This window comes from Vogesella lacus (assembly GCF_979366295.1).
Genome location: NZ_CEETQT010000001.1, coordinates 491952 through 506679, shown reverse-complemented (window position 1 = coordinate 506679; position 14728 = coordinate 491952). Strand labels below are relative to the sequence as shown.

General features: G+C 60.2%; 16 protein-coding genes and 2 tRNA genes. 14 read left to right on the top strand and 4 right to left on the bottom strand.

Annotated features, from left to right (window positions below; all coding sequences use genetic code 11):
* A partial coding sequence (locus ACZ9W6_RS02340; RefSeq protein WP_465189456.1) for an IS3 family transposase occupies positions 1-845 on the top strand: 845 nt, incomplete at its 5' end.
* A gap of 301 nt (positions 846-1146) precedes the next feature.
* Here ACZ9W6_RS02340 and ACZ9W6_RS02335 read toward each other — a convergent pair.
* From ACZ9W6_RS02335 to ACZ9W6_RS02325, 3 genes are all read right to left on the bottom strand, one after another.
* Positions 1147-1314 carry a hypothetical protein gene (locus tag ACZ9W6_RS02335; RefSeq protein WP_465189455.1) on the bottom strand — a complete coding sequence of 56 codons (168 nt, stop codon included), beginning with the start codon at positions 1312-1314 and terminating at the stop codon, positions 1147-1149.
* Positions 1315-1397: 83 nt separating this feature from the next.
* Positions 1398-1472 (bottom strand) — tRNA-Glu (locus ACZ9W6_RS02330).
* A gap of 7 nt (positions 1473-1479) precedes the next feature.
* Positions 1480-1555 (bottom strand) — tRNA-Ala (locus ACZ9W6_RS02325).
* A gap of 175 nt (positions 1556-1730) precedes the next feature.
* On the opposite strand from ACZ9W6_RS02325, the gene hpnC reads away from it, so the two are divergent.
* The 13 genes from hpnC (at position 1731) to ACZ9W6_RS02260 (ending at position 13968) form a co-directional block, all read left to right on the top strand.
* Positions 1731-2570 carry a squalene synthase HpnC gene (gene hpnC, locus ACZ9W6_RS02320; RefSeq protein ID WP_465189454.1) on the top strand — a complete coding sequence of 280 codons (840 nt, stop codon included), beginning with the start codon at positions 1731-1733 and terminating at the stop codon, positions 2568-2570.
* On the top strand, positions 2567-3412 hold the full coding sequence (gene hpnD / locus ACZ9W6_RS02315; protein ID WP_465189452.1) for a presqualene diphosphate synthase HpnD: 846 nt from the start codon (positions 2567-2569) through the stop codon (positions 3410-3412). The genes hpnC and hpnD overlap by 4 nt, the downstream gene beginning before the upstream one ends.
* Positions 3409-4689, top strand: coding sequence for a hydroxysqualene dehydroxylase HpnE (gene hpnE, locus ACZ9W6_RS02310; protein ID WP_465189451.1), 1281 nt, complete (start codon positions 3409-3411; stop codon positions 4687-4689). The genes hpnD and hpnE overlap by 4 nt, the downstream gene beginning before the upstream one ends.
* Positions 4686-5441 carry an SDR family oxidoreductase gene (locus ACZ9W6_RS02305; RefSeq protein ID WP_465189450.1) on the top strand — a complete coding sequence of 252 codons (756 nt, stop codon included), beginning with the start codon at positions 4686-4688 and terminating at the stop codon, positions 5439-5441. The genes hpnE and ACZ9W6_RS02305 overlap by 4 nt, the downstream gene beginning before the upstream one ends.
* Before the next feature lie 13 nt (positions 5442-5454).
* A complete protein-coding gene (locus ACZ9W6_RS02300; protein ID WP_465189449.1) occupies positions 5455-6072 on the top strand; it encodes a hypothetical protein in 618 nt (205 codons plus the stop codon).
* Positions 6073-6143: 71 nt separating this feature from the next.
* On the top strand, positions 6144-7508 hold the full coding sequence (gene radA / locus ACZ9W6_RS02295; protein ID WP_465189448.1) for a DNA repair protein RadA: 1365 nt from the start codon (positions 6144-6146) through the stop codon (positions 7506-7508).
* Positions 7509-7535: 27 nt separating this feature from the next.
* Complete coding sequence (locus tag ACZ9W6_RS02290) at positions 7536-8096, top strand: sigma-70 family RNA polymerase sigma factor (protein WP_465189447.1); 561 nt, start codon at positions 7536-7538, stop codon at positions 8094-8096.
* Complete coding sequence (locus ACZ9W6_RS02285) at positions 8093-8269, top strand: zf-HC2 domain-containing protein (RefSeq protein ID WP_465189446.1); 177 nt, start codon at positions 8093-8095, stop codon at positions 8267-8269. Before ACZ9W6_RS02290 ends, ACZ9W6_RS02285 begins: the two co-directional genes overlap by 4 nt.
* A gap of 107 nt (positions 8270-8376) precedes the next feature.
* Positions 8377-10041: an ABC transporter substrate-binding protein gene (locus tag ACZ9W6_RS02280; RefSeq protein ID WP_465189445.1), complete on the top strand. Its 1665-nt coding sequence runs from the start codon at positions 8377-8379 to the stop codon at positions 10039-10041.
* A gap of 51 nt (positions 10042-10092) precedes the next feature.
* Positions 10093-11049: an ABC transporter permease gene (locus ACZ9W6_RS02275; protein WP_465189444.1), complete on the top strand. Its 957-nt coding sequence runs from the start codon at positions 10093-10095 to the stop codon at positions 11047-11049.
* A gap of 8 nt (positions 11050-11057) precedes the next feature.
* A complete protein-coding gene (gene opp4C, locus ACZ9W6_RS02270; protein WP_465189443.1) occupies positions 11058-12011 on the top strand; it encodes an oligopeptide ABC transporter permease in 954 nt (317 codons plus the stop codon).
* The gene (locus ACZ9W6_RS02265; RefSeq protein ID WP_465189442.1) at positions 12008-13003 is read left to right on the top strand and encodes an ABC transporter ATP-binding protein; all 996 of its coding nucleotides are present in this window, start codon (positions 12008-12010) and stop codon (positions 13001-13003) included. Before opp4C ends, ACZ9W6_RS02265 begins: the two co-directional genes overlap by 4 nt.
* On the top strand, positions 13000-13968 hold the full coding sequence (locus tag ACZ9W6_RS02260; protein WP_465189441.1) for an ABC transporter ATP-binding protein: 969 nt from the start codon (positions 13000-13002) through the stop codon (positions 13966-13968). Before ACZ9W6_RS02265 ends, ACZ9W6_RS02260 begins: the two co-directional genes overlap by 4 nt.
* 42 nt (positions 13969-14010) lie before the next feature.
* Here ACZ9W6_RS02260 and ACZ9W6_RS02255 read toward each other — a convergent pair whose 3' ends face one another.
* Positions 14011-14553 carry a DUF2087 domain-containing protein gene (locus tag ACZ9W6_RS02255; RefSeq protein ID WP_465189440.1) on the bottom strand — a complete coding sequence of 181 codons (543 nt, stop codon included), beginning with the start codon at positions 14551-14553 and terminating at the stop codon, positions 14011-14013.
* Positions 14554-14728: the final 175 nt, after the last annotated feature.

Sequence of the window (14728 nt, the reverse complement as noted above, 5' to 3'; positions counted from 1 at the left end):
TCTCTGCTGGGCGAGGACGACAAGTAGTCCACCTCGTCCGGCAGGGACTCGCAGACGACGGCATCCAGGTGCCCATCAGCAAGCTGTGCCGCTGGTTTGACGTACCGCGTCGCACGCTGTACTACCGTCCGCAAAAGGCTGCGCCCAAGCTGCAGCCGCAGCTGCTCGAGCCCATTAAAGAGATGATTGAGGAGAACCCTTCATTTGGCTACCGCACCGTAGCAGGCCTGCTGGGCATGAACAAAAACACCGTGCAGCGCATCTTCCAGCTCAAAGGCTGGCAGGTGAAGAAGCGGCCGGTGGGCTTCCGCCCCCGTGTGCAAGCCCTGCCATCGGTAGCGGCCGAACCGAACCAACGCTGGGCCACCGACCTGTGCCGCATCTGGGCCGGTAAGGATGGTTGGTGCCATTTGGCGTTGGTGATCGACTGCTGCACCCGCGAACTGCTGGGCTGGCATCTGTCACGCAGTGGCAAGTCCAAGACGGCCGAGTCGGCGCTGGAGCACGCGCTGATCAACCGCTTTGGTTGCTTGGGCAGAGTGCCTCAACGCTTCCTGCTGCGCAGCGACAACGGCTTGGTGTTCACCAGCCGCAGCTACACCGCGCTGGTGAAAAGCTACGGTTTGCAGCAGGAATTCATCACGCCGTACACACCGGAACAGAACGGGATGGTGGAACGGGTGATCCGCACGTTGAAAGAGCAATGCGCGCACCGGCACCGCTTTGAAAGCCTGGCGCACGCCAGCCGGGTGATTGCCAACTGGATCGGGTTCTACAACCACCGGCGCCCACACCAAGCTTTGGGGATGAAGACGCCGGCGATGGCGTATCAATTAGCAGCCTGACCTGTGCAGAAAGAGCGGGGTCATTACAATTTCCCCCGCCAAAACGATGCCGATCGGCATCTGTCCCGCCAATTCCATTCCCAGCTAGATCCAGCATCGGCCTTGCGGCCAACGTTGGCCGCGTTGTCGCCGCGGATGGGGCGGTGCATTAATGACCAGATTGCTGTCCGTCCTTTCCGGTGGCGGCCAGCCTGAGGCTCGGTGAGTAAACGGATCCACAGTACCGGCGGCTGGGTGCGAGCTTCGCTCCGGGTAGGTGCTTTGCTGCTTGGCGTGATGCCTTGTTTTCTTGCGGGAGCTGCTATATCCAGCGTTGCATAGTGGTTTCGCTGACGCTGAGTGCCTGGCAGGTTTGTTTGACAATGTAATTTTGCTGAATGGCGAGGCTGGCCGCCTCGTGCTTGAATTTTGGACTGATGCTGCGATGAGTCATAAACACATCTGCGAAGGGGGTGGCGTTACCACTCATGCTGGTGTCTGGACTTGTTGGGCTACTACAGGGTTGCTGGTGAAAAACAAAAAGCCACCTAAGTAGGTGGCTTTTTCATAATCTGGCGTCCCCACGGGGAATCGAACCCCGGCCGCCGCCGTGAAAGGGCAGTGTTCTAACCGCTAAACTATAGGGACTTGGTTGTGGTGGAGATAAGCGGGATCGAACCGCTGACCTCTTGCATGCCATGCAAGCGCTCTCCCAGCTGAGCTATACCCCCACTAGCGTTGCTGCATCGTTGCTGCAACGTGGAGCGCATAATAGACAATGATTTTACTGGTGTCAACTGCCGTGCTGGTCGTTTTTCAAAAAAGCCGGGATGAATGGCACTGGGAGGCGAGGGGCTTGGTAGTCTGTCAGGTATAATCCGGCTTTGTCCTGATGACGGGGCTGCGATGTCAGTCGATCATTACGAAAATTTCCCGGTAGGTTCTATCTTGCTGCCACGTCGTATGCGGCGCGCGGTGCATGTGATTTACCGGTTTGCCCGCCATGCGGATGATCTGGCGGATGAGGGTGATGCCGATAACGCTCAAAGGTTGGCCGCATTGCAGACCTTGCGGGACGAGCTGGATGTGATTGCCGCTGGTGGCAAGCCCGGCATACTCTTGATGCAGGACTTGGCGCAGACAATAGGGCAGTGGGCGTTGCCGCTTGAGCCATTCTACGATCTGTTGTCGGCTTTCAGCCAGGATGTAGTCAAAACCCGCTACGAGAACTTCGCCGAGCTGGTGGATTACTGCCGGCGATCGGCCAATCCGGTCGGGCGCTTGATGCTGCATTTGTATGGCGAGCAGGACCCGCGCAGCATCGCGATGTCGGATGGTATCTGTACCGCATTGCAGCTGATCAACTTCTTGCAGGACGTGGCAATTGACTGGCAGAAGGGGCGGGTTTATCTGCCGCAAGATGATCTGGCGCGTTTCCGTATCAGCGAGACGCAAATCGCAGCAGCTGATGCCGGCGGTGTCTGGCCGATGCTGATGGATAAAGAAGTCAAACGCGCCCTGTTCATGCTGGAGGCTGGCTCGCCACTGGCGATGCGGCTGGGGGGGCGGCTGGGCTGGGAGTTGCGTTTTATCGTGCTCGGTGGCGAGCGCATTTTGCAGAAGATTCACGAAGCGCGTGGCGATGTGTTCCGGCAGCGGCCGGTGCTTGGCTGGCGTGATTGGGTAGTGATTATCGCCAAGGCTGTATCCGTGCGTTGGCGCAAAAAGAACAGGAGGCGGACGTGACACCGCAAAAATATTGCGAAGACAAGGCAGCAAGTAGCGGCTCGAGCTTCTATGCCAGCTTCCGCTACCTGCCACAAGCGCAGCGCGATGCCATGGTGGCCTTGTATGCGTTCTGCCGTGAGGTTGATGATGTGGTGGATGATATCCACGACGACAATGTGGCGCGCACCACGCTGGCCTGGTGGCGCAAGGAGTTGGCCGAGCTGTATCAAGGCACGCCGACGCATCCGGTAATGCAGGCCTTGAAGCCGCATGTTGCGCAGTTTGCGCTGCCGCAGGAGTGGTTGGCCGATATCATCGACGGCATGCAGATGGATCTGGATGTGCCGCGCTACAGCCGCTTCAGCGATCTCGAGTTGTATTGCCATCGTGTAGCCGGCGTGGTTGGCCAGTTGTCGGCGCAGATCTTCGGTTTTCAGGATCGCAAGACACTGAAGTATGCGCGCGAGTTGGGCATTGCCTTTCAGCTGACCAATATCATCCGCGATGTGGGTGAGGATGCGCGCCGAGGTCGTCTGTACTTGCCAGTAGAAGACCTGCAGCGCTTTGGCGTGCCGGCGGCTGATGTGCTGGCTTACAAGGAAACGCCAGAATTCGAAGCCTTGATGCGCTTCCAGATCGAGCGAGCGCATGAGCGTTACCGTGCGGCGTGGGCGTTGTTGCCTGCCTGTGATCGCAAGTCGCAGCGCATCGGTCTGGTGATGGCGGCGATCTATCGCACGCTGCTGGACGAGATCGCGCTCGACGGCCCGGGCAAAGTACTGAATCAGCGGCTATCGCTGTCGCCGGGGCGCAAGATCTGGCTGGCGTGGAAAACCGCCACCTTCGGCTACAAGCCTTGAAGCCGAAAGTCGCCATCATTGGTGCCGGCTGGGCCGGCCTGTCTGCGGCCGCAAGGTTGGCCGCAACGGCAGAGGTGACACTGTACGAAGCAGGTCGCCGTCCCGGTGGGCGGGCGCGCAGCGTCGAGCAGGAAGGCATGGTGCTGGATAACGGTCAGCACATCCTGATCGGTGCTTATAGCGACAGTCTGGCGCTGATGCGTGAGGTCGGCGTGCAGCCGGAGTCGGCATTGCAGAGTGCGCCGCTGCGCTGGTTCCAGTTTGACGGCATTGACATGCGCTGTCCGGACCTGCCTGCGCCTTTGCACATGCTGTGGGGGCTGCTCACCGCCAAAGGTTTGCGCTGGTCGCAAAAATGGGCGTTGGCGCGGGTGTTGACCTTGCTCAGGATGCGCGGCTGGCAGATAGGTGATGATTGCGCGGCGCTGGATTGGCTAAGGCTACATGGTCAGGATGAAGGTGTGTTGGCCGCATTCTGGCAACCGCTGATTCTGGCGACGATGAATACCCCGCCGGCGCAGGCCTCGATGCAGTTGCTGGCCAATGTGTTGCGCGACAGCCTTGGCGCGCCACAGGCCGGCGCAAGTCGGCTGTTGTTGCCGCGTCAGGATCTTGGCCAGCTGCTGGCCGAGCCGGCTTGGCGCTGGCTGGCAGCACAGTCGGTGCGCTTGCGTGCCGGTTATCGTGTGCGGGCGCTGGAGTGGCAAGACGACAAGTTACAGATCGATGGCGAGTTGTTTGACGCCGCCATTCTGGCAGTAGCGCCGTATCATGTCGCCGGTGTATGGCAGGATGATGCCTTGCTGGCTTTACTCAAGACATGGCAATACCAGCCGATAAGCACGATATACCTGCAGTTTGAGAGTAGCGTGCGCTTGCCGGCTGCCATGTGTGGTCAAGTCAAGGGTTTTGGTCAGTGGTGGTTTGATCGCGAGACGCTGTGCGGCCAACCTGGCTTGGTATCGGTGGTGATCAGTGCCGAGGGCGAGCATGACAAGCTGTCACGTGATGAGTTGCAGCAAGCCTTGCTGGCCGAATTGCGACAGCATCTGCCCGACTTGCCGCCTTTGCGCGCAGCCTGGCAAATCACCGAGCAAAGGGCGACATTCGCGGCCAATGTGAATCTGCAGCGTCCGGCCATCAGGCCGGGGGCGCAGGCGGTTTATCTGGCTGGAGATTGGCTGTGTGCCGATTATCCGGCCACTCTCGAAGGCGCGGTGCGTAGCGGCAAGGCCGCTGCACAAGCGTTGATGCAGGACTGGAATAACAGGACATGATGCAAAATTTTGACAAGGATTATCTGGCCGGTCGCGTGATTCTGGTGACCGGTGCCACCCAGGGTATCGGCCGCGAGACGGCGCTGACTGCCGCTCGTCATGGTGCGACCGTGGTATTGCTGGCCCGCAGCGTGCGTGGCCTTGAAAAAGTCTACGATGAAATCGTGGCAGAAGAACTGCCCGAGCCGGTGGCGATTCCGCTGGATCTGCTCAAGGCCAGTGATGATGATTTCAACACCATGGCTTTCCAGATCAAGCAGGCCGTAGGTCGACTGGATGGCATCGTGCATTGTGCGGCGCATTTTTACGCGCTGTCGCCGCTGGTGGACCAGCGCATCGATGAGTGGATGAATCAGTACCGCATCAATACCGTGGCACCGTTTGCACTGACCCGTGCCTGTCTGCCGTTGCTGAAAGTGGCGGATGACGCGACAGTGCTGTTTGTTGGCGAGACGCACGGCATGCACCCCGGCCCGTTCTGGGGCGCGTTTGGCGCGTCCAAGGCAGGTCTCGTGCATCTGACCCAAGTGGCGGCCAACGAGTGGGATGTCTGGCCGAATCTGCGGGTGAATCTGCTGGTGCCTGGTCCGGTCAACTCGCCACAGCGCACGCGCACCCATCCGGGCGAAGCCAAGAGCGAGCGGGGCGAGCTTGCCGAGCTGATGCCGCATATGCTGTACTGGCTGGGCACTGCCAGCAAAGGCCGTAGCGGCGAGCTGGTAGAACTGGATCTGCGCAAGCAGGCTAACTGATAAAAGGACAGGCATGAGAGCACTGGTGTTATTGCCCTTGTTGAGCATGTTGACCGCTTGCAACTGGGTGATGAATGTCAGCGGGCTGGCGACTGAAGCCAACAAGGCTATCGGTGCCTCGTGCCGTCAGACCGGGCGTTCGCTGGAAGAGTGCTACTCGCGTAATCCTGACGCCGACAAGGGCCAGGTTTTCAATGGCTGGCGCGAGATGAACGAATACATGACCAAGAACAAGCTCGACACCTTGCCGCCCATGCCTGATCCGGCACCGGTGACGGAGCCTGCTCATGCCGAAAGTTCAGCTGCCGGAGACCACGGATCCGCAGAGGCTCAAAAAAAAACTGAGCACGCCGCAGAAGCCCCCCCCGTCAGCAAGCTGATTACCCCGGCGGTGAAAGGGCCGATGACGGCCGAAGAAGCCGAGCAGTGGGTAAAGAATGACCCGGAAACCGAGGCGATACTCTCCACCTTGCGGCGTAACGAGAAGGCGGCGGAAAAGCCGACCGGCCCGTCGCCAACCGAAAAGCGCCTGCTGGGCATCATCAATGACAGCAAGGCGCCGGAGCCTCCGGCGGCCGCAGCGGCAACCGAAGATTCTTTCGGCAAGCCGGCTGCGATGCCGAAAAAGTGATCCGATCCGTCTGATTTCATCTAGCAACCCGCCAGGGGAACCGGCGGGTTGTGTTGTTTTGAAGAGCGTACATGGCCAAGAGCAAAACGATGTATCAATGTGCCGAATGCGGCGGCAGCTCGCCGAAATGGCAGGGTAAATGTCCGCACTGTGGCGAGTGGAATACCCTGGCCGAGGCGATAGCTGCACCCCCGGCGGCCAACACGCGCTACCAGAGCTGGACTTCGCAAACCCAGCCGGTACAGCTGTTGTCTACCGTGCAGGCGGCCGAAGTGCCACGCGAACCCTCCGGTATCGGCGAGCTGGATCGCGTACTCGGCGGCGGTATCGTCAATGGCGCCGTGGTGCTGTTGGGTGGAGACCCCGGCATCGGCAAGTCCACCTTGCTGCTGCAGGCACTGTCGTCGATAGGTGCGACGCGCAAGGTGTTGTATGTCTCCGGTGAGGAGTCGCCGCAGCAGATTGCGCTGCGCGCTTCACGACTGGCGGTGGATGCCGCCCGTGTCAGCCTGTTGTCCGAGATTCGCCTCGAAGCGATTCTGGCCACCTTGCAGAATGAAATGCCGGATGTGGCGGTGATCGACTCGATCCAGACGCTGTATTCCGATCAGGTCACTTCCGCGCCGGGTTCGGTATCGCAGGTGCGCGAATGCGCGGCACAGCTGACGCGCATGGCCAAGCAGCACGGTATCACGATTATTCTCGTCGGCCACGTCACCAAGGAAGGCTCGCTGGCTGGCCCGCGCGTGCTCGAACACATCGTCGATACCGTGCTGTATTTCGAAGGTGACAGCCATTCCAGCTATCGCATGATCCGCGCGATCAAGAACCGCTTTGGTGCGGCCAACGAGCTGGGCGTGTTTGCCATGACCGACAAGGGCCTCAAGGGGGTATCCAACCCGTCGGCGATCTTTTTGTCCAGTTATCGTGATGATGTGGCCGGATCCTGCGTGCTGGTCACGCAAGAAGGTAGCCGACCGCTGCTGGTGGAAATCCAGGCGCTGGTCGATGACGCGCATGGCTTTCAGCCCAAGCGGCTGACAGTTGGCCTCGAGCAGAACCGCTTGTCGATGCTGCTGGCGGTGCTGCATCGCCACGCCGGCATTGCCTGTTTCGATCAGGATGTGTTCCTGAATGCGGTTGGCGGCGTGAAAATCGCCGAGCCGGCGGCTGATCTGGCGGTAATCCTTGCCATGGTATCCTCGCAACGAAACAAGCCCTTGCCGGAGAAGCTGGTGGTGTTTGGCGAGATTGGTCTTGGTGGCGAGGTGAGGCCGGTCACCCGCGGGCAGGAGCGGCTGAAAGAAGCCGCCAAGCTGGGGTTTTCACGCGCCATCGTGCCTGCGGCCAACGTGCCGCGCCAGGCTATCGAAGGACTGGAAGTGGTCGGTGTCGAGCGTTTGTCTGACGCCGTCGAACAATGCCTGCGCCGTTAAAGGCACAGGCATGAACAGGGAGGCAAGATGAGCCCGACAGAGAAGGAAATCGAGGCAGAACGCCCGTATCTGCTGCGCTATGCGCTGGCGCAGCTGCGCGATCAGGCGGCGGCCGAGGATGCGGTGCAAGAGGCATTGCTGGCAGCACTGGAGGGGCGGCAAAAGTTTGCCGGCCAATCCAGCCTGCGCACCTGGCTGACGTCGATATTGCGTTTCAAGCTGATCGATATCGTGCGCAAGCAGCATCGCGAGGTCGCGACCGATCTGGCAGAGGATCTGGACGAGAGTGATCTGGACGGGGTGTTTGCCGCCGGCGGACACTGGCAGGAGAAAGTCGCCGCCTGGGGCGTGCCCGAGCAGTCCTTGCTCGCCAACCAGTTCTGGCAGGTGTACGAACGCTGCGCCAAGTCGATGCCAAAACGCATGGCCATGGCCTTTGCCATGCGCGAAGTGCTGGATATGGAGATTGCCGAGATTTGTCAGAATCTGGAGATCACGGCGACTAACTGTTCGGTACTGCTATATCGCGCACGCATGAATTTGCGCGAGTGTCTGGGATTGCACTGGTTTGGAGGGGATAAAACATGAAGCTCAGTTGCCGCGAGGCTAGTCGCCTGATTTCGGACAGCCAGGATAGGCCCTTGAATGCTTACGAACGGGTATCGTTGCGCCTGCATCTGTTTTTGTGCCGTAATTGTCGCCATTTCGCCGGCCAGCTCAAGGTGATGCGTCAGGGCATACGTGAAGGGCGGCAAAAGTAGGGCGGTTTATCTGCTTTTTCGCTTAATACATGATTTTTTAGTGCTTCGTCATTGGGGGTGATGGCTTTAGTCTTTTCCTGTGAATTCAATTTAATCAGGAGCAGACAATGGCTGGAAATATCCACGTATGGCAAAAAATCGTACTGGCAGGCGTTCTGAGTGGCGTTTTTGCGCATAGCGCTCATGCCTTGACCATCGCGCCGGGCAATCCGGCAGCCGTTCCCGCCCAGGCCAAGCTGCGCAAAGACACCGTGGTCGGCGCGATCGCGGCACCGCAAGGCATTTTCAATCCTTACCTGATCCAGAATGGCTGGGATGGCAATGTCACCGAAGTGATTTTTGGCCGCCTGATTGGCCGCGACATCAGCGGCAAGCCGATTCCCGAGCAGGCCGAATCGTGGCAGATCAGCAAGGATGGCCTGCAATACACCCTCAAGCTGCGTAAAGGGTTGAAATTCAGTGATGGCTCGCCGTTTACCGCCGATGATGTCGCTTTCACCCTGACTTTCCTGCACGATCCGAGCTATGACGGTGGCAGTGATATTGCTCTGGCCAAGGTCAAGGGCGGTGCCGAGTACAAGGCCGGCAAGGCAGACAAGATCAGTGGTATCGAGGTGCTGAATCCGCAGACCTTGCGGGTGACGGTGCTAGAGCCAGGAGCCACCACGCTGACCACGCTCGGCGGCCCTATCCTGTCGCGTGCCTATTACGGCAAGGCTTACAGCCAGGGCAAGATTGATGGTGTGCGCCAGCAGAGCAGCAAGCCACTGGGTGCCGGGCCATACCGTTACGAGAAGTTCGTACCGGGGCAGGAGGTGCGTTTCAGCGCCAATCCGCATTTCTATGCCGGCAAACCGGCTGTGCAAAATTTCATCTATCGCGTGACCGGCGATGCCACCAAGTTGCAGCTGTTCCAGACCGGCGAGACGGATCTGGAAGGCTTTGCCATCAATAACGACAATATCGCCCAGCTCAAGTCGCTTGGTTTTGCCAAGCTGCATATTTATGACTCCAGCGATTACAGCCTGATCGAGTTCAACCATCGCAAGTCTTGGGCTCAGGATGTGCGGGTGCGTCAGGCGCTGACTTACGGTCTTGATCGCAAGAAGCTGGTTGATGTGGTGTATCAGGGGCATGGCCAGGTGGCAACCGTGCCGATTTCGCCCTCTTCGTGGGCGCATGATACGCGCGGCGTGAATCCGTATGCCTTCAACCCGGCCAAGGCGCGTGTGCTGCTTGAGCAGGCTGGCTGGAAGCTGGGTGCCGATGGCATTCGCGAGAAAAACGGCCAGAAACTGACCATTTCGCTACTGGCGACCAAGAGCCTGTTCAACGATGCGCTGATTCCGATTGCCAAGGAAAGCTGGCGCCAGATCGGTGTCGACCTGCGCCCCGAGCTGTCGGATTTCAATGCCTTGCTGGCCAAGCGCAAGGCCGGCAATTACGACCTGGCCACCTTCCGCACGCCGGGGCTGGATGACCCGCATGATGGCGTGTCGCGCTATCTGTCCGCCAATACCGAAGATGGCTCTGGTTACAAGAATGCCGAGGTGGATCGCCTGATTCAGGCCGGCAATGCCACGCTGGATACCAGCAAGCGCAAGCAGGTGTACAACAAGCTCTACCAGACGCTGGGCAATGATGTGCCACTGATTCTGCTGGCCACCCGCAAGCTGCTGTATGTGAACAGCAGTCGTGTCGCCAACTATCAGCCGGATGTCTACAACGGCATTTTCAGCAGCCTGCCCAAGCTGAAGATCGTTGCCAACTAAGTTGCGGCCAACCTTGGGGCCGCGGCGGCGGCCCCGTTCCGAGAGTCTGTGATGCGTATCTATATCTTGCGGCGCCTGCTGGGCAGTGTGCCGCTCTTGTTTGGTGCCTCGGTATTGATCTTTCTGGTGTTCGCCTTGACACCGGGGGATTTTGTCGATGGCAACTACACGCTGACCCCGCAACGCGCCGCCGAACTCAAGGCGCTGTACGGGCTGGATCAGCCGGTCTGGCAGCGTTATCTGGTGTGGATGGGCAATCTCTTGCAGGGGGACCTGGGTTTTTCGCTCAAACACCAGATTCCGGTCAGCGATCTGATCGGCCAGTATTTGTGGAATTCCTTCCTGCTGGCCAGTGTTGCGACCGTGCTGTACTGGGGGCTGTCGCTGTTTGTCGGCGTGTTGGCCGCAGTCAGGCCGTATTCCTGGTTTGACCGGCTGGTGACGTTGGCGGTGTTTGCCGCCATGTCTTTCCCGGTGTTTTTCCTCTGCCTGTTACTGATCAAGTGGTTTGCTGTCGACCTGCAATGGCTGCCGGTGGGCGGCATGGTGTCGCTGGCCAGCGAGGCGCAGGGTTGGGACTATGTGAAAGATGTCGTCTGGCATATGGCCTTGCCGGTATTGACGCTGGTGATGCTGCAGGCTGGCGGTCTGACCCGCTATTTTCGCGCCAATATGCTGGAGGCGCTGGCGCAGGACTTTGTGCGCACCGCCCGTGCCAAGGGCCTGCCGGAGCGGGTGGTGATCTTCAAGCATGCCTTGCGCAATGCCTTGCTGCCGATGATTACCTTGCTGGGTTTCGAACTGCCGGGCCTGTTTGCCGGCGCCATCATCACCGAAAAAATCTTCAACTGGCCCGGTGTCGGCCACATCCATATCGACACCCTGGCCGCCCGTGATTATCCGGTGCTGATGAGTTTCACCATGCTGCTGGCCACGCTGACCATCGTCGGCAACCTGCTGGCCGATGTGCTGTATGCACGGGTTGATCCGCGTATCCGCCTGCGTTGAGGAAAATGATGAATACGATTTCGCTGTTTTTGCCGGGGGCGGCAAGGCGCAAGGCGCTGACCGAGCCGGTAAGTCTGTATGGCCGCACGCCATGGCAGTTGGCCTGGGGGCGACTGCGTCGCAATCGTGCGGCCATGTTGGCCGCGGGCTTCCTGATCGTGCTGGTAACGGCCTGCGTGCTGGGGCCGTGGCTGTCGCCATGGGATCTGGAAACCACCGATGCCTTGCTCAGCAACCAGCCGCCCAGTGCCAGCCATTGGCTGGGCACCGATTTTCTGGGGCGCGATGTGCTGGTGCGGCTCTTGTATGCGGGGCGTATCTCGCTGCTGGTCGGGCTGGTGTCGGTAGTGCTGTCGCTATTGCTGGGCTATGTGCTGGGTGCGCTGGCCGGTTATCTGGGGGGCTGGACGGACAAGCTGATCATGCGCAGTGCCGATTTGCTGATGACGATTCCGGGCCTGCCCTTGCTGATCATTCTGGGGGCGATGCTGTCCGAGCTGAAAGTTGATCCCGAACAGCGCATCTATCTGGTGATGCTGATGTTGAGTCTGTTGGGCTGGCCGGGGCTGGCGCGTATCATCCGCAGCCAGGTGTTGTCGCTAAAGGGGCGGGATTTCATGCTGGCAACCGAGATTCTGGGTCTGCCGCTGTGGCGACGCCTTGGCGTGCATCTCTTGCCCAATACGCTGCCGACGCTGATCGTGGTGGCCACCATGGGTGTGGCCGGTGCGATTCTGGGCGAGGCTTCGCTCAGTTATCTGGGTCTGGGCGTCACGCCGCCGACGCCATCGTGGGGCAATATGATAGACAGCGCCAACAGCCTGATCGATTTCCAGCAGCGGCCCTGGCTGTGGATGCCGCCCGGCATCGCCATCTTTGCCACCGTGATTGCCATCAATATTCTGGGCGATGGCCTGCGTGATGCGCTGGACCCGAAAATGAAGAACGGAGGCGCAAGATGAGCGCAAGACCACAAGATGTGCTGTTGTCGATCGCCAATCTCGACTTGCAGTTTCAGGGTGAGGAGGGTGCGGTGCGTGCCTTGCAGAATGTCAGTTTTGATATCCGCGCAGGCGAGACCTTGGCTGTGGTTGGCGAATCCGGTTGCGGCAAGAGCGTGACGGCGCTGGCGGCTATGGGCTTGCTGCCGGCCAATGCCGAGATTACGGGTGGCAGTATCCATTTCGTTGCGGCCAACCTTTTGCAGCAGTCGGCGCGTGACTGGCAGGCGCTGCGCGGCCACGGCATTGCCATGGTGTTTCAGGAGGCGATGAGTGCCCTCAATCCGGTGCTGACTATCGGCGAGCAATTGATGGAGCCGTTGTTGCAGCATCGCCGGCTGAGTCCGAATGAGGCCTGGCAGGAAAGTATCCATCTGTTGCAACGGGTTGGCATTGCGCGGCCGGAGGCGATTGCCGCCAGTCATCCGCATGAGTTGTCGGGTGGCATGCTGCAGCGGGTGATGATTGCAATGGCCATTAGTTGCCGGCCGCGCCTGCTGATTGCCGACGAGCCGACTACCGCGCTGGATGTCACCATCCAGGCGCAGATTCTTGATCTGCTGCGGCGTTTGCAGGCCGAGGACGGCATGTCTTTGTTGCTGATCACCCATGATCTGGGCGTGGTGGCCGAAATGGCGCAGCGGGTGGTGGTGATGTATGCCGGCCGGGTGGTCGAGGTTGCGCCGGTGCGCGATCTATTCCGCCAGCCGCGACATCCGTATACCCGTGGTTTGCTGGCGGCAAGGCCGGTGCCCGGCCGCCGGCTGGCCAGGTTGGCCGCCATCGCGGGCCAGGTGCCGGATCTGAAGTCCTTGCCGGCGCATTGCGCCTTTGCCGCCCGTTGCCCGGTTGCGACAGCGGTGTGCCGGCAGCAGATTCCGCCCTTGCTGACAGGTGATGATGGCCGTCAGCTGGCTTGCCTGCAAACGGTCATCGAGGAGGTGGCAGCATGAGTACAGCGGTACTGTTGCAGGTCGAGCGCCTGCGCAAGCATTTTCCGGTTTACGGCGGCATTCTGGGGCGACAGACCGGTGCCGTGCAGGCGGTGGATGAGGTGAGTTTCGAGATTCGCCGTGGCCGTAGCCTCGGGCTGGTTGGCGAGTCAGGCAGTGGCAAGACCACGGTTGGCCGCACCATTGCCGGGCTGTATCAAGGTGATGGTGGTGATGTCCGCTTTGACGGCTTGTCCCTGCCGGGTCTGAGTCGCCGTCAGTGGCAGGCTTTGCGCCCGCGTTTCCAGCTGGTGTTCCAGGACCCGCTGGGCTCTTTGAATCCGCGTCTGCGGGTAGGCGAGGCGATAGGTGAGGCCATGCGTGTGCATGGTCTGGCCGACAAGGACAATGTGCGCGAGCGGGTGCTGGCGGTGATGAAGACCTGCGGCCTCGACGAAAGCCACTATCAGCGCTATCCGCACGAGTTCAGCGGCGGCCAGCGCCAGCGTGTCGGCATTGCCCGGGCGCTGGCATTGCAGCCGGAGCTGATCATCGCCGACGAGCCGGTATCGGCGCTGGATGTCTCGATCCAGGCGCAGATCATCAATCTGTTCGCCGATCTCAAGCAGCAGGGGGTGAGTTTTCTGTTTATCTCGCACGATCTGGCCGTGGTCGAGCACCTGTGCGAAGACATTGCCGTGATGTATCTGGGGCAGATTGTCGAGCAGGGCAGCGGTGAGCAATTGTTCTCGGCGCCGGCCCACCCCTACACCCGCGCCTTGCTGTCGGCGATTCCACTGGCAGATCCGGAGATTCGCCGCGAGCGCATTGTGCTGCAGGGTGAGCCGCCGAACCCGGCGTCGCCACCGGCCGGTTGCCGTTTTCACCCGCGTTGCCCGCAGGCCACCGCCTTGTGCGCCGAGCAGGCACCGGCGGTCCATGTGCTGGATGGCGGCCATCAGGTGCGTTGCCATCTGTATCGTTAAGCAATAAAAACGGGGCCAGCAAAGATTGCTGGCCCCGTTTTGTCAGTTGGCCGCCTGGCGTGAGCGCCGTCTGGCCAGGATTTGCAGCAAGGCGTGGATGTCGGCCGGGATGTCGCGGCCAAGTTTCCAGTACTGGCGGCAATCTTCGGTGCGGGCCATCAACTTGTGATTGACCAGCTCGCGCCGCAGCAGCACATGGTCATTGAAGCTCTGGCACTGACGCAGCACATCGTTGATCAGGGCTTCGGGATGAATCCCCTGATCTGGCAGGCAATCCCACGCCGCCCACAGGCAGATGGCCTGTTCGCTGAATTTGTGCGGCCAACGTAGCAGGCGGCCGCTGTCATCAAAGTGGCGCAGCAGTTTGCGCACCGTTGGCGGCAGTTGCTGTTCGGCCTGCTCATGCGAGCGGTCTTGTTCGATGCTGGCGCGCAGGTGCTGGAAGTTGGCATAGCCGGCCGACTTGGCCAGCATGTTCATGATCTGCAAGTGGCCGGGCGGCTGTTCCTGTTGCCATTGCTCCTTGAGCGAACGGGCAAGCGCCGAGATATCACTGCAGTAAAACGGATAGGTGGTACGTGACATGGTCGCAATCCTGTACTAGGTGCCATGTTCCGCTAGGGGAAATGCCGCGGTCGCCGTTACGGCCTGGCACGGATCGGGCCAAGCAGGAAAATAGGCAATGCCTGTCAGGTTTAGCGTGGGAAGAAATTCCTGGCGACGCCTGGGTGAACTGCAGACCCGCCGCCATGCTGCCATA

Bases quoted from the DNA above. Each gene is read 5' to 3' on its own strand.
- radA (WP_465189448.1), top strand. From the start codon at position 6,144: ATGGCCAAGAGCAAAACGATGTATCAATGTGCCGAATGCGGCGGCAGC.
- opp4C (WP_465189443.1), top strand. From the start codon at position 11,058: ATGAATACGATTTCGCTGTTTTTGCCGGGGGCGGCAAGGCGCAAGGCG.
- ACZ9W6_RS02260 (WP_465189441.1), top strand. From the start codon at position 13,000: ATGAGTACAGCGGTACTGTTGCAGGTCGAGCGCCTGCGCAAGCATTTT.
- ACZ9W6_RS02280 (WP_465189445.1), top strand. From the start codon at position 8,377: ATGGCTGGAAATATCCACGTATGGCAAAAAATCGTACTGGCAGGCGTT.
- ACZ9W6_RS02290 (WP_465189447.1), top strand. From the start codon at position 7,536: ATGAGCCCGACAGAGAAGGAAATCGAGGCAGAACGCCCGTATCTGCTG.
- ACZ9W6_RS02265 (WP_465189442.1), top strand. From the start codon at position 12,008: ATGAGCGCAAGACCACAAGATGTGCTGTTGTCGATCGCCAATCTCGAC.
- ACZ9W6_RS02305 (WP_465189450.1), top strand. From the start codon at position 4,686: ATGATGCAAAATTTTGACAAGGATTATCTGGCCGGTCGCGTGATTCTG.
- ACZ9W6_RS02335 (WP_465189455.1), bottom strand. From the start codon at position 1,314: ATGAGTGGTAACGCCACCCCCTTCGCAGATGTGTTTATGACTCATCGC.
- ACZ9W6_RS02285 (WP_465189446.1), top strand. From the start codon at position 8,093: ATGAAGCTCAGTTGCCGCGAGGCTAGTCGCCTGATTTCGGACAGCCAG.
- ACZ9W6_RS02255 (WP_465189440.1), bottom strand. From the start codon at position 14,553: ATGTCACGTACCACCTATCCGTTTTACTGCAGTGATATCTCGGCGCTT.
- ACZ9W6_RS02300 (WP_465189449.1), top strand. From the start codon at position 5,455: ATGAGAGCACTGGTGTTATTGCCCTTGTTGAGCATGTTGACCGCTTGC.
- hpnC (WP_465189454.1), top strand. From the start codon at position 1,731: ATGTCAGTCGATCATTACGAAAATTTCCCGGTAGGTTCTATCTTGCTG.
- ACZ9W6_RS02275 (WP_465189444.1), top strand. From the start codon at position 10,093: ATGCGTATCTATATCTTGCGGCGCCTGCTGGGCAGTGTGCCGCTCTTG.